At 61.6% G+C, this 16,337-nt stretch carries 14 protein-coding genes; 4 read left to right on the top strand and 10 right to left on the bottom strand.

What is annotated here, in order from left to right; translation table 11 throughout:
* The 3 genes from P0D73_RS27735 to P0D73_RS27725 are packed head-to-tail and all read right to left on the bottom strand — an operon-like array spanning nucleotide 1 to nucleotide 2,612.
* Entirely contained in the window at nucleotides 1-1,071 is a 1,071-nt protein-coding gene (locus tag P0D73_RS27735) for an MSMEG_0568 family radical SAM protein (protein ID WP_408433668.1), read from the bottom strand.
* Entirely contained in the window at nucleotides 1,064-2,110 is a 1,047-nt protein-coding gene (locus P0D73_RS27730; protein WP_408180077.1) for a Nit6803 family nitrilase, read from the bottom strand. The genes P0D73_RS27735 and P0D73_RS27730 overlap by 8 nt, the downstream gene beginning before the upstream one ends.
* A gap of 19 nt (nucleotides 2,111-2,129) precedes the next feature.
* Nucleotides 2,130-2,612 carry an MSMEG_0572/Sll0783 family nitrogen starvation response protein gene (locus P0D73_RS27725; RefSeq protein ID WP_054040483.1) on the bottom strand — a complete coding sequence of 161 codons (483 nt, stop codon included), beginning with the start codon at nucleotides 2,610-2,612 and terminating at the stop codon, nucleotides 2,130-2,132.
* Between the two features lie 352 nt (nucleotides 2,613-2,964).
* On the opposite strand from P0D73_RS27725, the gene P0D73_RS27720 reads away from it, so the two are divergent.
* The 3 genes from P0D73_RS27720 (at nucleotide 2,965) to P0D73_RS27710 (ending at nucleotide 8,028) form a co-directional block, all read left to right on the top strand.
* Nucleotides 2,965-4,356: an aminotransferase-like domain-containing protein gene (locus P0D73_RS27720; RefSeq protein WP_408433565.1), complete on the top strand. Its 1,392-nt coding sequence runs from the start codon at nucleotides 2,965-2,967 to the stop codon at nucleotides 4,354-4,356.
* A 269-nt stretch (nucleotides 4,357-4,625) separates the two neighbouring features.
* Nucleotides 4,626-6,425, top strand: coding sequence for a methyl-accepting chemotaxis protein (locus P0D73_RS27715; RefSeq protein ID WP_408290243.1), 1,800 nt, complete (start codon nucleotides 4,626-4,628; stop codon nucleotides 6,423-6,425).
* Between the two features lie 22 nt (nucleotides 6,426-6,447).
* Nucleotides 6,448-8,028: a methyl-accepting chemotaxis protein gene (locus P0D73_RS27710; protein ID WP_408433562.1), complete on the top strand. Its 1,581-nt coding sequence runs from the start codon at nucleotides 6,448-6,450 to the stop codon at nucleotides 8,026-8,028.
* A gap of 61 nt (nucleotides 8,029-8,089) precedes the next feature.
* On the opposite strand, the gene P0D73_RS27705 is transcribed toward P0D73_RS27710, so the two are convergent.
* From P0D73_RS27705 to P0D73_RS27675, 7 genes are all read right to left on the bottom strand, one after another.
* The gene (locus P0D73_RS27705) at nucleotides 8,090-8,470 is read right to left on the bottom strand and encodes a DUF5594 family protein (protein ID WP_132373722.1); all 381 of its coding nucleotides are present in this window, start codon (nucleotides 8,468-8,470) and stop codon (nucleotides 8,090-8,092) included.
* Between the two features lie 303 nt (nucleotides 8,471-8,773).
* The gene (locus tag P0D73_RS27700; protein WP_408257936.1) at nucleotides 8,774-9,082 is read right to left on the bottom strand and encodes a DUF3658 domain-containing protein; all 309 of its coding nucleotides are present in this window, start codon (nucleotides 9,080-9,082) and stop codon (nucleotides 8,774-8,776) included.
* 1,170 nt (nucleotides 9,083-10,252) lie between these two features.
* Nucleotides 10,253-11,272, bottom strand: coding sequence for an RHS repeat domain-containing protein (locus tag P0D73_RS27695; RefSeq protein WP_408180072.1), 1,020 nt, complete (start codon nucleotides 11,270-11,272; stop codon nucleotides 10,253-10,255).
* Between the two features lie 868 nt (nucleotides 11,273-12,140).
* The gene (locus P0D73_RS27690; RefSeq protein ID WP_132376834.1) at nucleotides 12,141-12,491 is read right to left on the bottom strand and encodes a ribbon-helix-helix domain-containing protein; all 351 of its coding nucleotides are present in this window, start codon (nucleotides 12,489-12,491) and stop codon (nucleotides 12,141-12,143) included.
* Between the two features lie 147 nt (nucleotides 12,492-12,638).
* On the bottom strand, nucleotides 12,639-14,225 hold the full coding sequence (locus tag P0D73_RS27685; RefSeq protein ID WP_408433558.1) for a GMC family oxidoreductase: 1,587 nt from the start codon (nucleotides 14,223-14,225) through the stop codon (nucleotides 12,639-12,641).
* A gap of 130 nt (nucleotides 14,226-14,355) precedes the next feature.
* Complete coding sequence (locus P0D73_RS27680; RefSeq protein ID WP_408433555.1) at nucleotides 14,356-15,045, bottom strand: tat (twin-arginine translocation) pathway signal sequence; 690 nt, start codon at nucleotides 15,043-15,045, stop codon at nucleotides 14,356-14,358.
* Between the two features lie 111 nt (nucleotides 15,046-15,156).
* Nucleotides 15,157-15,555 carry a VOC family protein gene (locus tag P0D73_RS27675; RefSeq protein ID WP_132373719.1) on the bottom strand — a complete coding sequence of 133 codons (399 nt, stop codon included), beginning with the start codon at nucleotides 15,553-15,555 and terminating at the stop codon, nucleotides 15,157-15,159.
* A 358-nt stretch (nucleotides 15,556-15,913) separates the two neighbouring features.
* Here P0D73_RS27675 and P0D73_RS27670 point away from each other — a divergent pair, with 358 nt between their 5' ends.
* A complete protein-coding gene (locus P0D73_RS27670; RefSeq protein WP_132373718.1) occupies nucleotides 15,914-16,324 on the top strand; it encodes a DUF2000 domain-containing protein in 411 nt (136 codons plus the stop codon).
* Nucleotides 16,325-16,337: the final 13 nt, after the last annotated feature.

Genomic DNA, 16,337 nt, shown 5'->3' with positions numbered 1-16,337 from the left:
TCACTCCTCGTACGATGACAGCGACGAGCACGCGCCGCATTTGCCACAACCGGCCTTGATATCGCTCGAGCGCATGGCAGCGGCATTGAGCATGCCGCCAAGCGGCTGCAACACCGACTTCATGAATTCAGGCGTGGGCGTCGGATGATCTTCGAGCGGCGTGCCGCTGATCGGCACGAACGGCACGACGAACGGATACACGCCGAGCTCGATTAGTTCGCGCGACATCGTCAGGATGGCTTCCGCGCTATCGCCGAGCCCGGCGAGAATGTAGGTACTGACCTGCCCGCGCCCGAATACGGCCACGGCGGACTCGAACGCTTCCATGTAGCGCGACAGCGGCACGCTCGCCTTGCCCGGCATGATCCATTCGCGCAAAGCGGGCGTCACGACTTCGAGATGCATGCCGAGTGTGTCGATGCCGCTCGCTTTCATGCGCGCGAACCAGCGATCGTCGTCGGGCGGCTCGCATTGCGCCTGGATCGGCAGGTCGACCGCGGCCTTGATCGCGAATGCGCTCTCGCACAGAATCTGCGCGCCACGATCCGGCGTGGGCGGCGTGCCAGTGGTCAACACCATATGCTTCACGCCGTCGAGCAATACGGCCGCGCGCGCCACTTCCGCGAGTTGCTCCGGTGTCTTGCGCGCAATCGTGCGGCCCGCCGCGAGCGACTGCCCGATTGCACAGAACTTGCAACTCTTGCGCCGGCTCTCGTAGCGAATACAGGTTTGCAACACGGTGGTCGCGAGCACGTCCGCACTGTGCAATGCGGCGATATGCGAGTACGGCACGCCGTCTAGCGTCTGCATCGAGTAAAAACGCGGCGCTTTCGGAAAGCTGATGTTGGCGATCGGAATCGTGCCGCGCAGCAGCGCGCTCGAACCACTCGCATCGGGCGTCTGCGCGACGAAGGGCGAGTGCCACGCGGTGCTCGTATGCACGGGCACCATGATCGTCACCCCGTCCACCGTCACCGCCTTGTGGTCAGACGGTCCCGCGCCGCCGCGCCGGCTCGCCGCGCCCGCATCCGGCGAGACGAGCCGCAGACCGGCGGACTGCAATTCAGTCATCAATTGCCGGCTCTGCGCCGACAGCGACTCGCTGGCGCTCATCGCATCCTCCTTCGGTTGAATTGAAATCGGCGCTCGCGGCGGCCGGCCACGCCGGCATCGGCGCCACGGTTTCCGCGGGACGCCGGTTGATCGCGAGGCTCAGCAACTCGGGGCGCGCGTAATGGCCGACCGAATCCATCATGCGTTTGCGCTTGGTGATCAGCGCCATATCGAGGTCGGCGATCACCATGCCTTCGCCTTCGCGCAGCGGCTCGGCAAGATGCTGGCCTTCCGGCGACACGATCGCGGTATTGCAGCCGCCGCGCAGCGCCTTCTGCAAATTCGTATCCGGCGTCACGGACGCAATCTGCGCTTCGGTGAGCCACCCCGTCGCATTCACGACGAAGCAACCCGACTCCAACGCGTGATGCCGGACCGTCACCTCGATCTGATCGGCGAAGATCGGCCCCACCAGCGAACCGGGAAACTGACTGCAATGAATCTCTTCGTGTTGCGTCATCAACGCATAACGCGCGAGCGGGTTGTAGTGCTCCCAGCAGGCAAGCGCACCGACTCGCCCCACCGCCGTATTCGCCACCGTCAAACCCGCTGCGTCGCCCTGCCCCCAGATCATCCGTTCATGAAACGTCGGCGTGATCTTGCGGCGCTTGAGGACGATCCGGCCATCCACGTCGAAGATCAACTGCGTGTTGTAAAGGCTGCCGTGATCGCGCTCGTTGACGCCGAGCACCACCACCATCCGATGCAAACGCGCCTGCTCGGCCACCGCATGCGTCACCGGGCCCGGCACGATCACGGCCTCTTCGTAGAGTTTCATGTGATCGGCGCCGGACGCAACGGGCGGCCGCACGAAAGAGAAGTAGGGGTAATACGGCACGAAGGTTTCGGGAAACACGATCAGTTGCACGCCATCGCGTGCGGCTTTTTCGATTGCCTCGCAGACCTTTTCGAGCGTGCCGCCGCTGCGCTCGAAGTCGGGCGCGATCTGAACCGCTGCGGCGCGCACGACGCGCTTGCCCGTCGATTTTTCGGACATGGTGGTCACTCGCCTTTCGTCAAACCGTCCACGTATGGATGATCAACGCGTTGTCCTTGCGGTGAAGCAACTGGATGTCGAGCACGTCGAGCGGACTGATCGGCCGGATGCCTTCGATCAGCGAGGCTTCCCCGTGGCCATACAGTGCCTGCAGCGCGAAGCGACACGCGTAGACCTTGCCGCCCTCTTCCATGAACTTCATCAGTTGCTTGTTGAAGTTCAGATGGCCGGGAAACGCCTCGTCGCCGAGCGTGGGAAAGCCGCGTTGCAGACCGAGCGTGACGCCCGGTCCATACAGCAGCACCGACGTTTCGAAGCCCTTGCGTTGCAGGCGCGTCGCCTGCAGCAGATTGACGAAGCCGATCGAGCCTTCGAACGCGACCGTGTGAAACGTGACGAGCGCCTTCTCGCCCGGCTCGGCTTTCACGTCTTCGAAGACTTTCTCCTCGTAGTCGACAAGGTAATCGCCTTTCTGATGCAGCGGTTTGTTGACGGCTGGCATGACACTCTCCGATCAGGTTTGCTAAGTAAAAGAGGGCGCGCGTTCAAGCGGTGCGCGCTTCTTCCAATGCAACGGCCGTGCCATTGATCGGCCGCGCGAATGCGATCAATCAGCAATCAATTCCGTCTCGGTTCGAAGTGCGACTCGAAAAAATTTTTGGCGCGAAGGTTGCATACGACTCAGACATACCGCGCTAACACCGTTGGCGCGGCCTTACCGCACCACCCATGTGCGATTCGCGCATAACGACGTGTCGGCATGGTGCAGTCAGTCACCACGGTCGATCAATCCGATCATTGATCGCATGCGAATGCGATCAACTTCTTTCAACGTGAATAGAGACCCGAAGGCAATGAGCAGCCCGACACATCACTGGATCAAGCGTCTCGCCGACATTCGCAAGCCGGCCTATCTGGCGATTCCCGATCTGATCGAAGAAGATCTCGCCACCGGGCGACTGCGTCCGCGCGACCGCTTGCCGGGATTGCGCGATCTCGCCCTGGAACTCGCGCTGAACTACACGACGGTGGCGCGCGCCTACGCCGAAGCACGCAAACGTGGCCTGCTCGATTCGCGCGCCGGCAGCGGTACGTTCGTGCGCGGGCGTACGGCCACCTTGCCGCTCGCAGGCGGCAGCAGCATCGAAATGTCGATGAACACGCCGCCCGAGCCGCCCGATTACGTGATCCGCCTGCGCGAATCCGCCGCGCGACAGATGGCCGATAGCGATCCTTATCAGTTGCTCCGTTATCAGGACTTCGGCGGCTCGGCGACCGACAAGGACGCGGGTGCCGAATGGCTGAGGCGCCGCGTGCCGCATTGCGACGCGCAGAACGTGCTGGTGTGCCCCGGCATCCATAGCGCGCTGGTGGCGCTCGTCTCCCAACTCGCGCGGCCTGGCGGCACCATCTGTCTCGATGCACTTGCCTACCCCGGCATCAAGGCGATCGCCGCGCAACTCGGCGTGCGTCTGCAAGCGTTGCCACGCGACGACGAAGGGCCGCTCGCTCATGCCTTCGAAGCGCTCTGCAAGACGGACAAGCCGAGCGCGTTCTATTGCAATCCGACGCTGCAGAATCCGAGCACGCTGACGCTCACGCACAAACGGCGCGAGGCGCTCGCCGACGTGGCGCTGCGCTACAGCGTGCCGATCATCGAAGACGATGCGTACGCGATGCTGCCGCAGAGCGCGCCCGATGCGCTCGCGAGTTTCGCGCCCGAACTGACGTATTACGTGACCGGTTTGTCGAAGAGCTTCGGCGCCGGTTTGCGCGTCGCGCATCTGCATGCGCCGACGCCGCGGCAAACACAGCGGCTAGCCGGCGCATTGCGCGCCACCACCGTAATGGCGAGTCCGTTCACGGTCACGCTCGCGACGCAGTGGATCGCGGACGGCACCGCCGCGGACATGCTCAACGCGATCCGCAACGAGTCGCGCGCTCGCCAGGCGATTGCCTCCCGCATGCTCGAAGCGTGGCCTTACGAAGCGCATCAGGATGGCTTTCATTTGTGGTTGCCGGTGCCGATGGAAAGCGGCTGGAGCGCGTCCGAACTCGCCTTGCAGTTGCGCAATCAGGGGATCGCCGCCGTGGCGGGCGCCGCATTTTCCACCGATGGCAATCCGCCCAACGCCATGCGCGTCTGTCTCGGCGGATCGAAAACGCGCGACGAATGCGAGGAGGCGTTGCGCATCGTGGCGGAGACACTCGACCATCCGCATCATTTGCATTCTCCAGTCATGTAAGGCGATCGGCGTTATTGTCATACGAATACAGCGCATCACCGGCCGCTTACCAGCGTGCAGCGAAACGCTGTTTCCGCACGCATTGAAAACGCCAACCCGCAAGAAGTATTTCGCCGACAGTCGATACGCCGCCCCGCACGGCTCTCCCGCCGTTGGTGAGCAATTGAAAGCAATCGCCGCTCAAGTCCCACTTGTTGAAGCCGTATACAGCGTGTGAGGCCCCCGCCTCACCGACTCCGGTTCACCGCTCACTCCGAAAGACTCCCGACATGTTCACCTCCATTCGCGCGCGCATCGTCGCCCTGTGCGTCGCTATCGTTGTGGTCGCGCTCGCCGCCAACGCGGTTCTCAACTATGTCGTCGCCAACTCGTACAACGCCGATGCGATCGACAGCAGCCTGACCGCGGTCGAAAGCGGTCACGCGGACGGCATCAGCGACTGGGTCGCCGCCAACAGCCAGATGATCAACTCGTTGCAGGACGCAGTGCTGCAAGCCGATCCGTCCGCCGCGCTGAAGCAGATCGCCGCGGCCGGCAAGTTCACGAACGTGTATGTCGGCTACGCGGACAAGACCGCCAAGTTCTCCGACCCGACCGGCATTCCGCCCGACTACGATCCGACCGGCCGTCCCTGGTACAAGCAGGCCGCCGCGGCGGGCAAGCCGGTGGTGACGCCGCCGTACGTGGACGTGGGCACGGGCAAACTGGTGGTAGCGTTCGCCGCGCCCGTGGTGCGCGACGGCGCGGTGAAAGGCGTAGTCTCCGGCGACGTCGCGATGGACAGCGTGATCGCCAACGTCAAGTCGATTCATCCGACGCCGGCGAGCTTCGGCATGTTGATCGATGCGAGCGGCCATATCGTCGCGCATCCCGACGCGAAACTAACCTTGAAGCCGGTCTCCGACGTGGCGCCGGCCCTGACGAGCGACAAGCTCGCCGCCCTCTTCAGTACCGACCGTCCGCTGGAAATGGACGTGAACGGCAGCACGAAGCTGATGCGTGCCCAAGCGATTCCCGGCACGGATTGGTACGCGGTCGTCGCGCTCGACAAAGCCGAAGCGACGGCCGGCATGCGTTCGCTGCTGACCGCTTCGGTGATCGCGCTGATCGTGATCGCCGGCATCGCCGCCGCGGTCGTGGCGGCGGTCACGGCTGTTTCGTTTCAGCGTCTGTCGAAAGTGCGCGACGCCATGGACGCCATCGGCTCCGGCGAAGGCGATCTCACACAACGCCTGCCGGCCGCCGGCAACGACGAAGTCGCGCAGATCGCGCGTTCGTTCAACACCTTCATCGACAAACTCAGCCACGTGATGCGCCAGATTCGCGACGCCAGCGAATCGGTGCGCGTGGCCGCGAACGAAATCGCGGCGGGCAACGTCGATCTGTCGGGCCGCACGGAATCGGCCGCGGCGAGCTTGCAGCAAACCGCCGCGTCGATGGAGGAAATCACCTCGACCGTCACGCAATCGGCAAGCGCCGCGAAGCAGGCCGACGATACCGCCGTCTCCGCCTCGCAGGTCGCCTCGCGCGGCGGCGTGGTGATCTCCGAAGTGATTGCGACGATGGGCGAGATCCAGCATGCGTCGGTGAAGATCTCCGACATCATCGGCGTGATCGACGGCATTGCGTTCCAGACCAACATCCTCGCGTTGAACGCCGCGGTGGAAGCCGCGCGCGCGGGCGAACAGGGCCGCGGTTTCGCGGTCGTGGCCGGCGAAGTGCGCAGCCTCGCGCAACGCAGCGCGCAGGCGGCGAAGGAAATCAAGGCGCTGATCGAATCGACCGTGGCCAGCGTCACGTCGGGTTCCGGTCAGGTGCGCCAGGCCGGCGAGACGATGACGGAGATCGTCAGCAACGTCGCCAACGTGACGACCATCATTTCCGAAATCACCCAGGCCGCCAACGAGCAGACGCGCGGCATTCAGGAAGTGAACCGCGCGGTCAGCCAGCTCGACGAGATGGTTCAACAGAACGCCGCGCTGGTCGAGGAATCCACAGCGGCCGCCGCCGCGCTGCAAAGCCAGGCCGTGAGCCTCGCAAGCGCGGTGACGCAATTCAAACTCGATTAAACGCCTTACCTGGGACATCGCAGTGACGTTCTATAGAAATCTGAAGATCGCCGTTAAATTGGCGTTGCTCGGCGCGGTGTTGTTAGCCGCGACGATGATCGTGGGTCTGGAAGGCTGGCACGCGTTGTTGAAAACGCATGAGCTGCAAATCCAGTCGGCGCAATCGCTCAGTCAATACGCGCAAGCCGCCGACACGGCGCGCGTCGCGCAGGTCGAGTTCAAGAAGCAGGTGCAGGAATGGAAGGACCTGTTGTTGCGCGGCGCCGATCCGGCTGCGTTCGTCAAGTACCGTGATGCCTTCGGCAAGGAAAGCGGCACGACGCACGCCGCCCTGCTGCGCCTGAAGGATCAGTTGAATGCGTTGGGTGCCAACGTGGACGGTGTCGACAAGGCGCTCGCCACGCATGCCTCGTTGCAGGACAGCTACCTCGATGCACTCAAGCATTACGATGCCGGCGATCCGAACACCGCGCACGTAGTGGACGGTCTCGTGAAGGGCATCGACCGCGCGCCGACGGCCGCGATCGACGACATCGTCGCCACGGTGATGCAGCAGGCGCAAGACTCCAATGTGCGCACGAGCGAAGCGGCGGAACGCTCCTATACGATCGCCACGGTGCTGTTGCTGTCGGTCGTGATCGGTTCGCTCGGCGTCGGTGCATTCGCGGTCTGGTTTCTCAGCCGCAGCATCACGCTGCCGGTCAGGCAGGCCGTGGGCGTCGCGCAGGCGGTCGCAGCAGGCGATTTGCGCGCGGACGTGGCGGTGATGAGCCGCGACGAAACCGGCCAGTTGCTCATCGCGCTCAACGACATGAACCAGCGCTTGCGGCATATCGTCAGCGAGATTCGTGAAGGCGCGACGACGATTTCGTCGGCCACGCAGGAGATCGCGGCGGGCAACCTCGACCTGTCCGCGCGCACCGAACAGCAAGCGGCCTCGCTCGAAGAAACCGCTGCGTCGATGCAGCACTTCACCGACTCGGTTCAGCGCAACGCCGCCAATGCGCGCGAGGCCACGACGCTCGCGCAAACCGCCGCGCAAGCCGCGCGCGAAGGCGGCGCCGTCATGAGCGACGCGGTGCGCACGATGGGCCAGATCGACGCGGCGTCCAAGCGCATCGTCGATATCATCGCGGTGGTGGAAGCGATCGCGGCGCAGACCAATATCCTCGCGCTCAACGCCGCGGTCGAAGCGGCCCGTGCCGGCACGCAAGGGCGCGGCTTCGCGGTGGTGGCGAGCGAAGTACGCAGTCTCGCGCAACGTTCCGCCGATGCCGCGCACGAGATCAAGGCGTTGATTCGCGAGTCGGTCGCCACGATCGACGCTGGCACGCAACTGATCAATCACGCGAGCAATACGATGGACGGTGTGGTGGAAAGCGCCGGCAGCGTGACGCGTATCGTCGAATCGATCGCGACGGCGAGCGTCGATCAGGCAGCGGGTATCGCGGAAGTAAACGATGCCGTCACGCAGATGGACCAGGTGACGCAAAGCAACGCGGCGCTCGTCGAACAGGCAGCCGCCGCGGCCGATGCGGTGCAAAGCAAGGCATCGGGGCTGGTGCAAAGCGTGAGTTTCTTCAGGCTGGGCGCCGCGGCTTGAGGGATCGGCGCCGCGCGGCGCCTGTTGTCGTGTGAGGATGAAGCGGCGCGCAATGCGCCGCTTACGACTCGAAGTCGAGTCCGCCGATCAAAACCAGAGGATCGGCCTGCGTATGCGAGAGAAAATCCAGTTCGCGCGCATGATCCCAGCCTGCAAGCTTGCGCGGCAACGCGGCCAGGTAGCCGGCGAAACGCGACGGCCCTTCCTCGCCCATCAGTCTCTCGATCTCGTCGCTGTCCCAGGTCAGATACAGATTCAACGGATACGGGTAATGTCCCATATCTTCGATGGGCGTTGCATGAATTCGCACGCGTGTGGGACGTCCATGGCCACCGTACGGCAGCACTTCGGTATGCACCGTAGTGGCGAAACAGGCGGCAATCGCCTCGGCGATGCGAGGCGCGAATTGTTCATCGAAACGGGCGGCGCTCTCGGGACGCATCTGTGTCTCCGACTTTTGTGCGTGATGAGCTAGACATCGTAGCACGCGCGGAGGTGCGCGCCGGTTGTGGATCCGCCGCGGCGGCATCAGGGCAATCGCACAAGGCTCATAAGTCGATCAGACTGGCGCGATATCGATCGTCGGTGCAAGCCTTGAGACAGCGGCTCTTCAGTCCTACCCATGAGGACGTATTGCGTTCGAGCAGATTCAGGGCAATACGACGCAGCATCGCGAAGTTCCGAGCCGCGCCCCTTTGAGCAGCAATGCATCGACCAACTCTGGCATCGCCGTGATTGACCGCGCCTATGTCTTCGTCGGCAACCGGACTTCACTATGCCGCATTTCCATTGCATCGCCGGATATTTCAAGTTTTCCATCCGACGCCAGCATCTCGATCCTTCGCGCATAAAAGACATCGGGGACCCCTTTAAGGTGGCCCTTGTTTTGAATCATCGCCATTCCCGCGACCATCGCCACCTTCCGCCAGTCGTGCGTAACATTTTGCAGAATCGCCTCGTCAATCTGAAATAACTGCTTCGAATCCAGGTTGTCCACTAATTGCGCTTGAATCGAAGTTATCGAAGGCGTCTTTTTTTGTTTTCGATCTTTCATTCCAGAAGTCTGCCTTAAAACGGAATAGAGCGTGTTTTTCAAATAGGCGGCCCGGATGATGCAAGAGCCCGCCTGCTCCTAAGTGAACGTTTGCTGCGTCGGTGCGCGGTTGTATTGCCTCAATTACCCCCGCATCGAGCGGGGATGCAACCCATCATACATCTGCGCATTGAGCCGCCCCAGATGTTGCGCATGTCGGGATCATAACGCGCTGTAGAACATAAAGTCCTGCACGCTGCCTTCTCAGCCGCACAGCCGTCAGTGCACTTAGCCGCAGCAAGGATTTTCTTCGGCGTACTGGGCAGATTTGGTCCCGTGTCAAGCGGGTTTGCCCACCGATTGGACTCTCCGTAGTAGAGCCGCTGGGCGACTGGATTGGCCGCTCTCAGATAGCATAGTACACACAAGGGTTCAGTCTGGTTCGCTGCCCCGAGCATACTTTTTGCTGCCCCTACATGATTCGGTGGCGGCCCAGCGGGCGTAATGCCCCTCTCGTAATTGCTGAGCCATGTGTCAATCTCATCACTTGTTATTGCAACGTCAGGCCCTTGGTTGGTTGAAACGGTTGCGGTCCGTGATGACACATCCCCATTCGCTGTGTAGGCGAAATTGACCTTCAATGTGCGCGATACATTTCCGTTGAGCACGCCGGCTTGTTCGCTGTACCAGAAGATAGTCACTCGTCCGCGTGAGTCATAAGCGATACTTGCGGTGAAGCCCGGACCATTGATCTGTGCGGCTCTATGCGCTTGATCCCGAATCGATATTGTTTGAGAGGAAAGATTGATACGATTTGTGCTCTGGCGGAGGCTACCGTACGCGTCCACCACATATGACCATTCTCCCGTTTTGATTCCGTTCTCGTACATCTGAGCGAACAGCAGTAGATTCGTTGGGTCGTAGGCCATCCCATAGGTGCGCGTTTGACCTCCGGCCGTTGACGCATCGAAACCTTTGACACCCGTCGGATCGTCCGTAGACAGTTCGCTAATCCCCGTTGTGTTGCCGTTCGTGTCATAGACGTAAGAACGCATCCATCCAGGGGATGCGATCAACGAGGGCAATAGACTCGTTGCGTCGGCATACCGTATCGAGGTTATGGCAGTGCCAGACGTCGTCGTTCTCACCGATCTTGTCGGACGCCCAGCATCATCGTAAGTATAGGTGGCGCTATCTCCATTGCCCGACGTCTGAGTTAGCAAACGTCGAATTCACTACGGTTGGTCGCTGCATACCAGCGATCAGCGACGACGCGAGAAACGTATATCCTTTGCCGTCTGTAAGTGTGGTCGAACCACCGCCATAGGATAGTTGCACATTCTTTGTCGTGTCGGGATGGCTTACAGCAACAACTCGGCCTTGCTCATCGTATGCCCACGTCGCTGCGCGCGAGCCGCCCTCATCAATGATTCCAGTGAGAACCGCAAGAAATCGCTTATCGTCATAGACGTAGCGGCGTACATTGCCGTCCGGCAACGTAGCGGAAACGAGATTGTTGTGCGTGTCATACCCGTACCGTGTAACAGCACCGGTAGGGTCGGTCATTTGAATGATGCGCTGTTGCGAATCGTAGGCGAGTTGAATCCTCAGATCGATGTTCGGATTGGAACCGGCGGCGTGCTGCCTAATGGATATGAGGAGCCCCGATGCCGGTGCAATGCTCATCGGCGTACTGGAGTCGCTATAGGTGAGACTGGTGGTCATGTTCGTCCGGGTACTGACGGACTGTAGGACGCCCTGAGCCGAATACGTTTCCGTTTCGTCGGTAAGCAGGTCTTTCAGCGTCCACGACGACGACTGCTGCGTTAGGCTCAGCGGCGAACCATCCACGACTCGCCATGCGTCGCCGGACTTCGCAAAGACGACTCGACCTCCCTCCGGTCGGTACGCGCTAACTTGCGGTGGATTTCCGCCCGCATTTGCCAGCCCGAGCTGTCTTTGCCAATTATGGAACCAGCTGACACCAATACCCGCGTCGGTCCTGATAAACGGTGATGACCGATATGAGCGAATGAACTTTAAAGGTGTATCGTCGCCGCTTGCAAAATCAGTTTCCGTTAAGATGGTCACCCCATTTGCCGGAAGGACCGGATCGGCGGCCGCACAATTTTTGTCGGGATCGGCCGGAGAGGGGGTCCCGCACCAGCTCTCAATGAGAGGTCCATTGTTTGGGCAGTTATAGCTACCCATCCCGACTGGGGTATTTGACGTAACGGTTAGAACACACGCAGGCGTACCCGGTGAAGCGCCGGATTTGCCGTAGAGGCCGAGACAAAGCGAGTCGCCACCGTCTGCACTCACATGAGCGCTCATGAGCAAGCAAGCAAGTGCGGTGGCAGTCCGAGCTAGTATTCTTGTTGCCCCGTTAAAACATTCTTCGTAGTTCATCAAGCTCCCAAACCCCAATGCGTGTTAGAAATTGATATTGCCGCCAACACTTCACTAGGTTGAAGCGACCAAGAGAATAGGAGGAATCCTAAATTGCACCTCCGATCAGTTTCCCATTTGCGCACAATCGCATAAGGCGCATAAGCCGAGCAGGCTGGCGCGATATTGACCGACGCCGACTATCCGCTCGCTCGCATGGAAGCCGCGCCTTTGCACCGCTAGCTTGCGCCGGTCCTGCTTCTGAAGAAGGTGGGCGCCGTGGCGCCGATGGGTTCGTACAGCGGCCCGGCCACGGAAATCCTGATACCGGGACGGCAGTCGGTGGGACCGGCGTAATACACTGCGGACGATGGCAAAAGCCGCGCGCCGATGCTCGCCGGAACCGGCGAGGCGGACTGGAAAATTGTGCCCGCGCGTCAAGGCGGCGCCGATGAAATCCGACAGCTATCAGGCGCGCTCGGCCGGGGTAACTACTTCCTAACGCGCTACGCCACTCGCCGCTTTGTCACTGTCAAGCGGCAACTGACGCGACGTCAACGGCCGGGGCGGTGGAAAAGCGAAGGCGACTTCCCGAAACGCAGGCTCCTTCTGTGAAGGCCCCGAAGCACCAATGATGCGTTGATGCGATGCAGAAGAAACCGTAACTGCGGCTTCGCGCTGCCCTCTCGCATCAAACCGTCTTCAGAATCCGCGGCCTCGTTTCGTTCAACACGCTTGCCGGCTCGGGCACCGCATCGGGCGCACTGTCGCCCTTCTCCGTGCGCATCGACAGATAGCGCAAACAGCACACCCGCAAAAACGATGCGAAGTTAGTCGGCATTTCGCCGCGCAGCGCGATCAGTTCGTCGTAGAGCTTCACGGCGAACTGGCTGGTCGTCATGCTCTCGCGCGCGGCGATTTCGTGTAGCACGTCCCAGAACAGATTCTCCAGCCGGACCGTGGTGATCACGCCGTGAATGCGCAACGAGCGCGTGCGCGATTCATACAGGATCGGATCGGCGTTGATGTATATCCCACACATAACGTTCACTCCCGGTTTCCAGGCGCGCGCGCCGTGGCGCTTTTCATGCGGCCACGGCGCGCCGCCCGCCTTCGTCAACATACGCCGGCATCCAGCGCTCGACAATCGCATCGAACCCGAACGCCGCTCCTGCCCCGTCGAACCGCTTTACACCGCGCGTTTGTTCATCTGCCCCGCGATGTGATCCGCCTGGCGAATCGCCAGCGTGACGATCGTCAAGGTCGGATTTTCCGCCGCTCCGGTGGTGAACTGGCTGCCATCCGAAATGAACAGGTTCGACACCTCGTGCGTCTGGCCGAAGCGGTTGCACACGCCGTCTTCTGCGCGCGCGCTCATGCGGGCGGTGCCGAGGTTGTGCGTGGACGGATACGGTGGCACGCGATATACCGTCTTCGCGCCCGCCGCTTCGTACACCGCGGTGCCCTGCTTGTATGCGTGCTCGCGCATCGCTTCGTCGTTCGGATGATCGTCGAAGTGCACGTTGGCGACCGGCTGGCCGTATTGATCCTTCACGTCCGTATTCAAGGTCACGCGATTGCTCTCGCGCGGCATATCCTCACCGACGATCCACATGCCGGCCGTGTACGCGTATTGATCCATCGCCTGGGCAAATGTCGGCCCCCACGCGCCCGGGTTGAGGAAGGCCGCGTAAAACGGCAGGCCGAGCGAAACGGTCTCCATGTGGTAACCGCCCGCGAAGCCGCGCTGCGGATTGAACACCGCTTCGTCCTCGATGATGCCGGCCATCGTGGTGCCCTTGAACATATCCACCTTGTCGTTGAACACCGCATACACCGAGCCCGTGGTGTGACGCATGTAGTTGCGGCCCACCTGCCCCGAGCCGTTCGCTAGCCCCTGCGGGAATTTGCTCGAATGCGAGTTCAACAGAAGCCGCGGTGTCTCGATCGAATTGCCGGCCACCGCGACGATACGCGCCTTCTGCCGCTGCAATTTGCCCTTATCATCGTAGTAGAGCACCTCCTTCGCCTTGCCACGCGCATCGGTTTCAATGCGCACCACGTGGCCCTGCGTGCGCAACTCGAGATGACCAGTCGCCTGCCCGCGCGGCAACTCGGTGTAGAGCGTCGACCACTTCGCGCCCGTGCGGCAGCCCTGAAAACAGAAGCCACGCTGGAAGCAATGCGCGCGGTCGTCGCGCACCACGCTATTGATCGCCATGTGGCCGGTATTGCATTCCTTGTAGCCGACCTTCATCGCGCCGGCCGACATCACCTTGAAGTTGTTGTTGCCCGGCAGGCCCGGCAGACCGTTGGTGCGCGTCACGCCCATTTTCTGCGACGCGCGGTCATAGTACGGATCGAGCTCTTCGCGCGTGAGCGGCCAGTCGAGCAGGTTGGCGTCCTTGATATTGCCGTAGGTCGTCTTCACCTTGAACTCGTACGGCTGGATGCGCAGGCTCGCGCCGGCCCAGTGCGCGGTGGTGCCGCCCACAGTCTTGCAGATCCACGCGGGCAGATTCGGAAAGTCCTTGGCGATGCGCCAGGAGCCCGACGTGGTGCGTTTGTCGAGCCATGACAGCATCTGGAACGCGCCCCATTCGTCAGTCGTGAAATCGGCCTGCGTATGCAGCTTGCCCGCTTCCAGCACCACGACGTTGATGCCCTTCTGTGCCAGTTCGTTGGCGAGCGTGCCGCCGCCCGCACCCGAACCGATGATCACGACGACCTTGTCGTCGTTGTGCGAAAAACGCACCTTGTTGTTGTCCTGATTCATGTCTTGTCTCCGCTGTCGACCAGAGTTGGCGCTTTAGCGCCTTACTCTGGTCCCATGCACTCGCATCGACCAGAGTTGGCACTTCAGCGCCTTACTCTGGTCCCATGCACTATGTTTGCCGTCGTGGCGATTAGCTATCCGTTGGAATCGGGCCGCTGGCGGCGGCCGGCGGATTGGGCAGCCACGAGAGACTGTTGAATCCTTTGTTCAGATAGCCGCCGTCGCCTTCCGACGCACCGTAGCCGAAGTGCGCATACGCCATGGTGTTGGCATACAGCGAGACCACCGCGGTGCTGCGTATCGTGTTGAAGAAGGGCGTGCCCGCGAGCGACGCGACGTCTTTCGCCTGGTCGGAAGGCGTGCGCTTGAGCCAGTCCGAGCCGGCTTGCGCGTCGAGCTGTTTGACGCCGTCCGCGAGTTGCTGGCGCACCGCCGGATCGGCTTTCGCTTTCGCGTCGAGGTCCTTGACCACGAGCGCATAGACCGCGTTGTCGAGCGTGGGGTGCGGATAGAGCTGCCGCGTGAAGGCCAGAATCACTTCGCCCTGGTGCGTGTCCAGCCCTTGCAGCTCGAGCGCCCAGGCGCGGCTCGGTGCGAGCGTCGACAACACCGACGAGAACGCCAGCGTGCCCATCAGCACACCCGTGCCTCTCAATAGCTCGCGCCGCGTGAGCGGAATCCGCAACGCGGCCGCGGCCGCCTTCGCCGCGCGATGTTCGTCGCCGGTTTCATGGGAATGTTCATGGGGATGCGCATGCTCATGACCAAGCGCATGACGTGCGTGATCGGACGTGACGATCGGGATGATCGCTGTCTTCATGTCTGTCTCCTTTGTCGACCCGAGTTGGCGCTTTAGTGCCTACTCGGGTCCCATGCAAGGTTGCTTGTGGGGTATTGCAACTATGCGCGGCGGCCGCCTGGATTGCTTTTACTATTGATAGTGGCCGTAGCGTTCCAGCACTTCGATCTTGTAACCGTCCGGGTCCTGAATGAAAAAGTAACGCGCCAGCAACTCGCCGTTGTCGTTGTGAAACTCGCGCAGATCGTTGGGCGTCATGCCGAGATCGAGCAGACGCTGCCGTTCGCTTTTCGCATCGTCCACGCAAAACGCGACGTGACCGTAGCCGTCGCCATGCGAATACGGTTCCTCGCGGCCTTTGTTCCAGGTGAGTTCTATTTCGGCGTCCGCTTCCGCGTTGCGCAAATAGACGAGCGCGAAGTCCGGAAAGTCGAGCCGGTGCGATACGTCGAAGTTGAAAGCCTTTTGATAGAACTGCAGCGAGCGCGGCAGATCGTGTACACGGATCATCGTGTGAATGAGTTTGGCCATCGGTGTCTCCTCCTGTTTGAATCAAGTTTAGGAGGCCGCCCACGCGAGTGGTAATGCACGGCTAAATCGCGCCAGGGACTTGCCCTATGTTGCGAGAGCGTCGTTTGCGGGGTTTTCGTTCGCGCGTCGACGGCGCAAACAGCGACGGACAGGGCGCCGCGTCAGGTTGCATTGCAGCACACCTAGCGGTTCGAGCGAGCACGCGCCGAATGGCATTAGGCAAAACCCGACCTCGACGTTGTGCTAACGCGTATCCGGTGAAGCCCATTCGTTTTTGCCTCGTGGCCATGCACACGCGCCTCGAGTTTCCCTAAGATTCGGTTGGTGTCTTCTTGAATGCTGTGGAGCGTAGTGCGTTATGGAATTCGATACGAAAGTCGCGATCATCGTGCTGGACGATCTCGCTGTCTGGCAAAAGCTCAATGTGACCGCGTTTCTCGCGACGGGCATCGCCGGCGCCGCACCGGAGGCGATGGGCGAGCCGTACGAGGACGCGGCGGGCCGCCGGCACGCGCGTCTGCTCGGCCAGCCGATGATGGTGTATCAGGCGGACAACGCGGGTTTGCTGCGCGCGTTTCGCCAGGGCATCGAACGCGAATTGACGCGCGCCGTGTATGTGCGCGCGATGTTTGCGACCGGCCACGATCAGGCGAACCGCGAGGTGTTCCGCGCCGAACCCGCCGATGCGCCCGACCTCGTCGGCATTGCCGTGCGCGGGCCGAAGAAGGCGGTCGATAAAGCCGTAAAAGGTCTCTCACTGCATGCGTGACACGCCGTGCCGC

The organism is Paraburkholderia sp. RL18-101-BIB-B (assembly GCF_046026985.1).
GTDB lineage: Bacteria > Pseudomonadota > Gammaproteobacteria > Burkholderiales > Burkholderiaceae > Paraburkholderia.
This window is presented reverse-complemented; position numbering and strand designations above follow the sequence as displayed.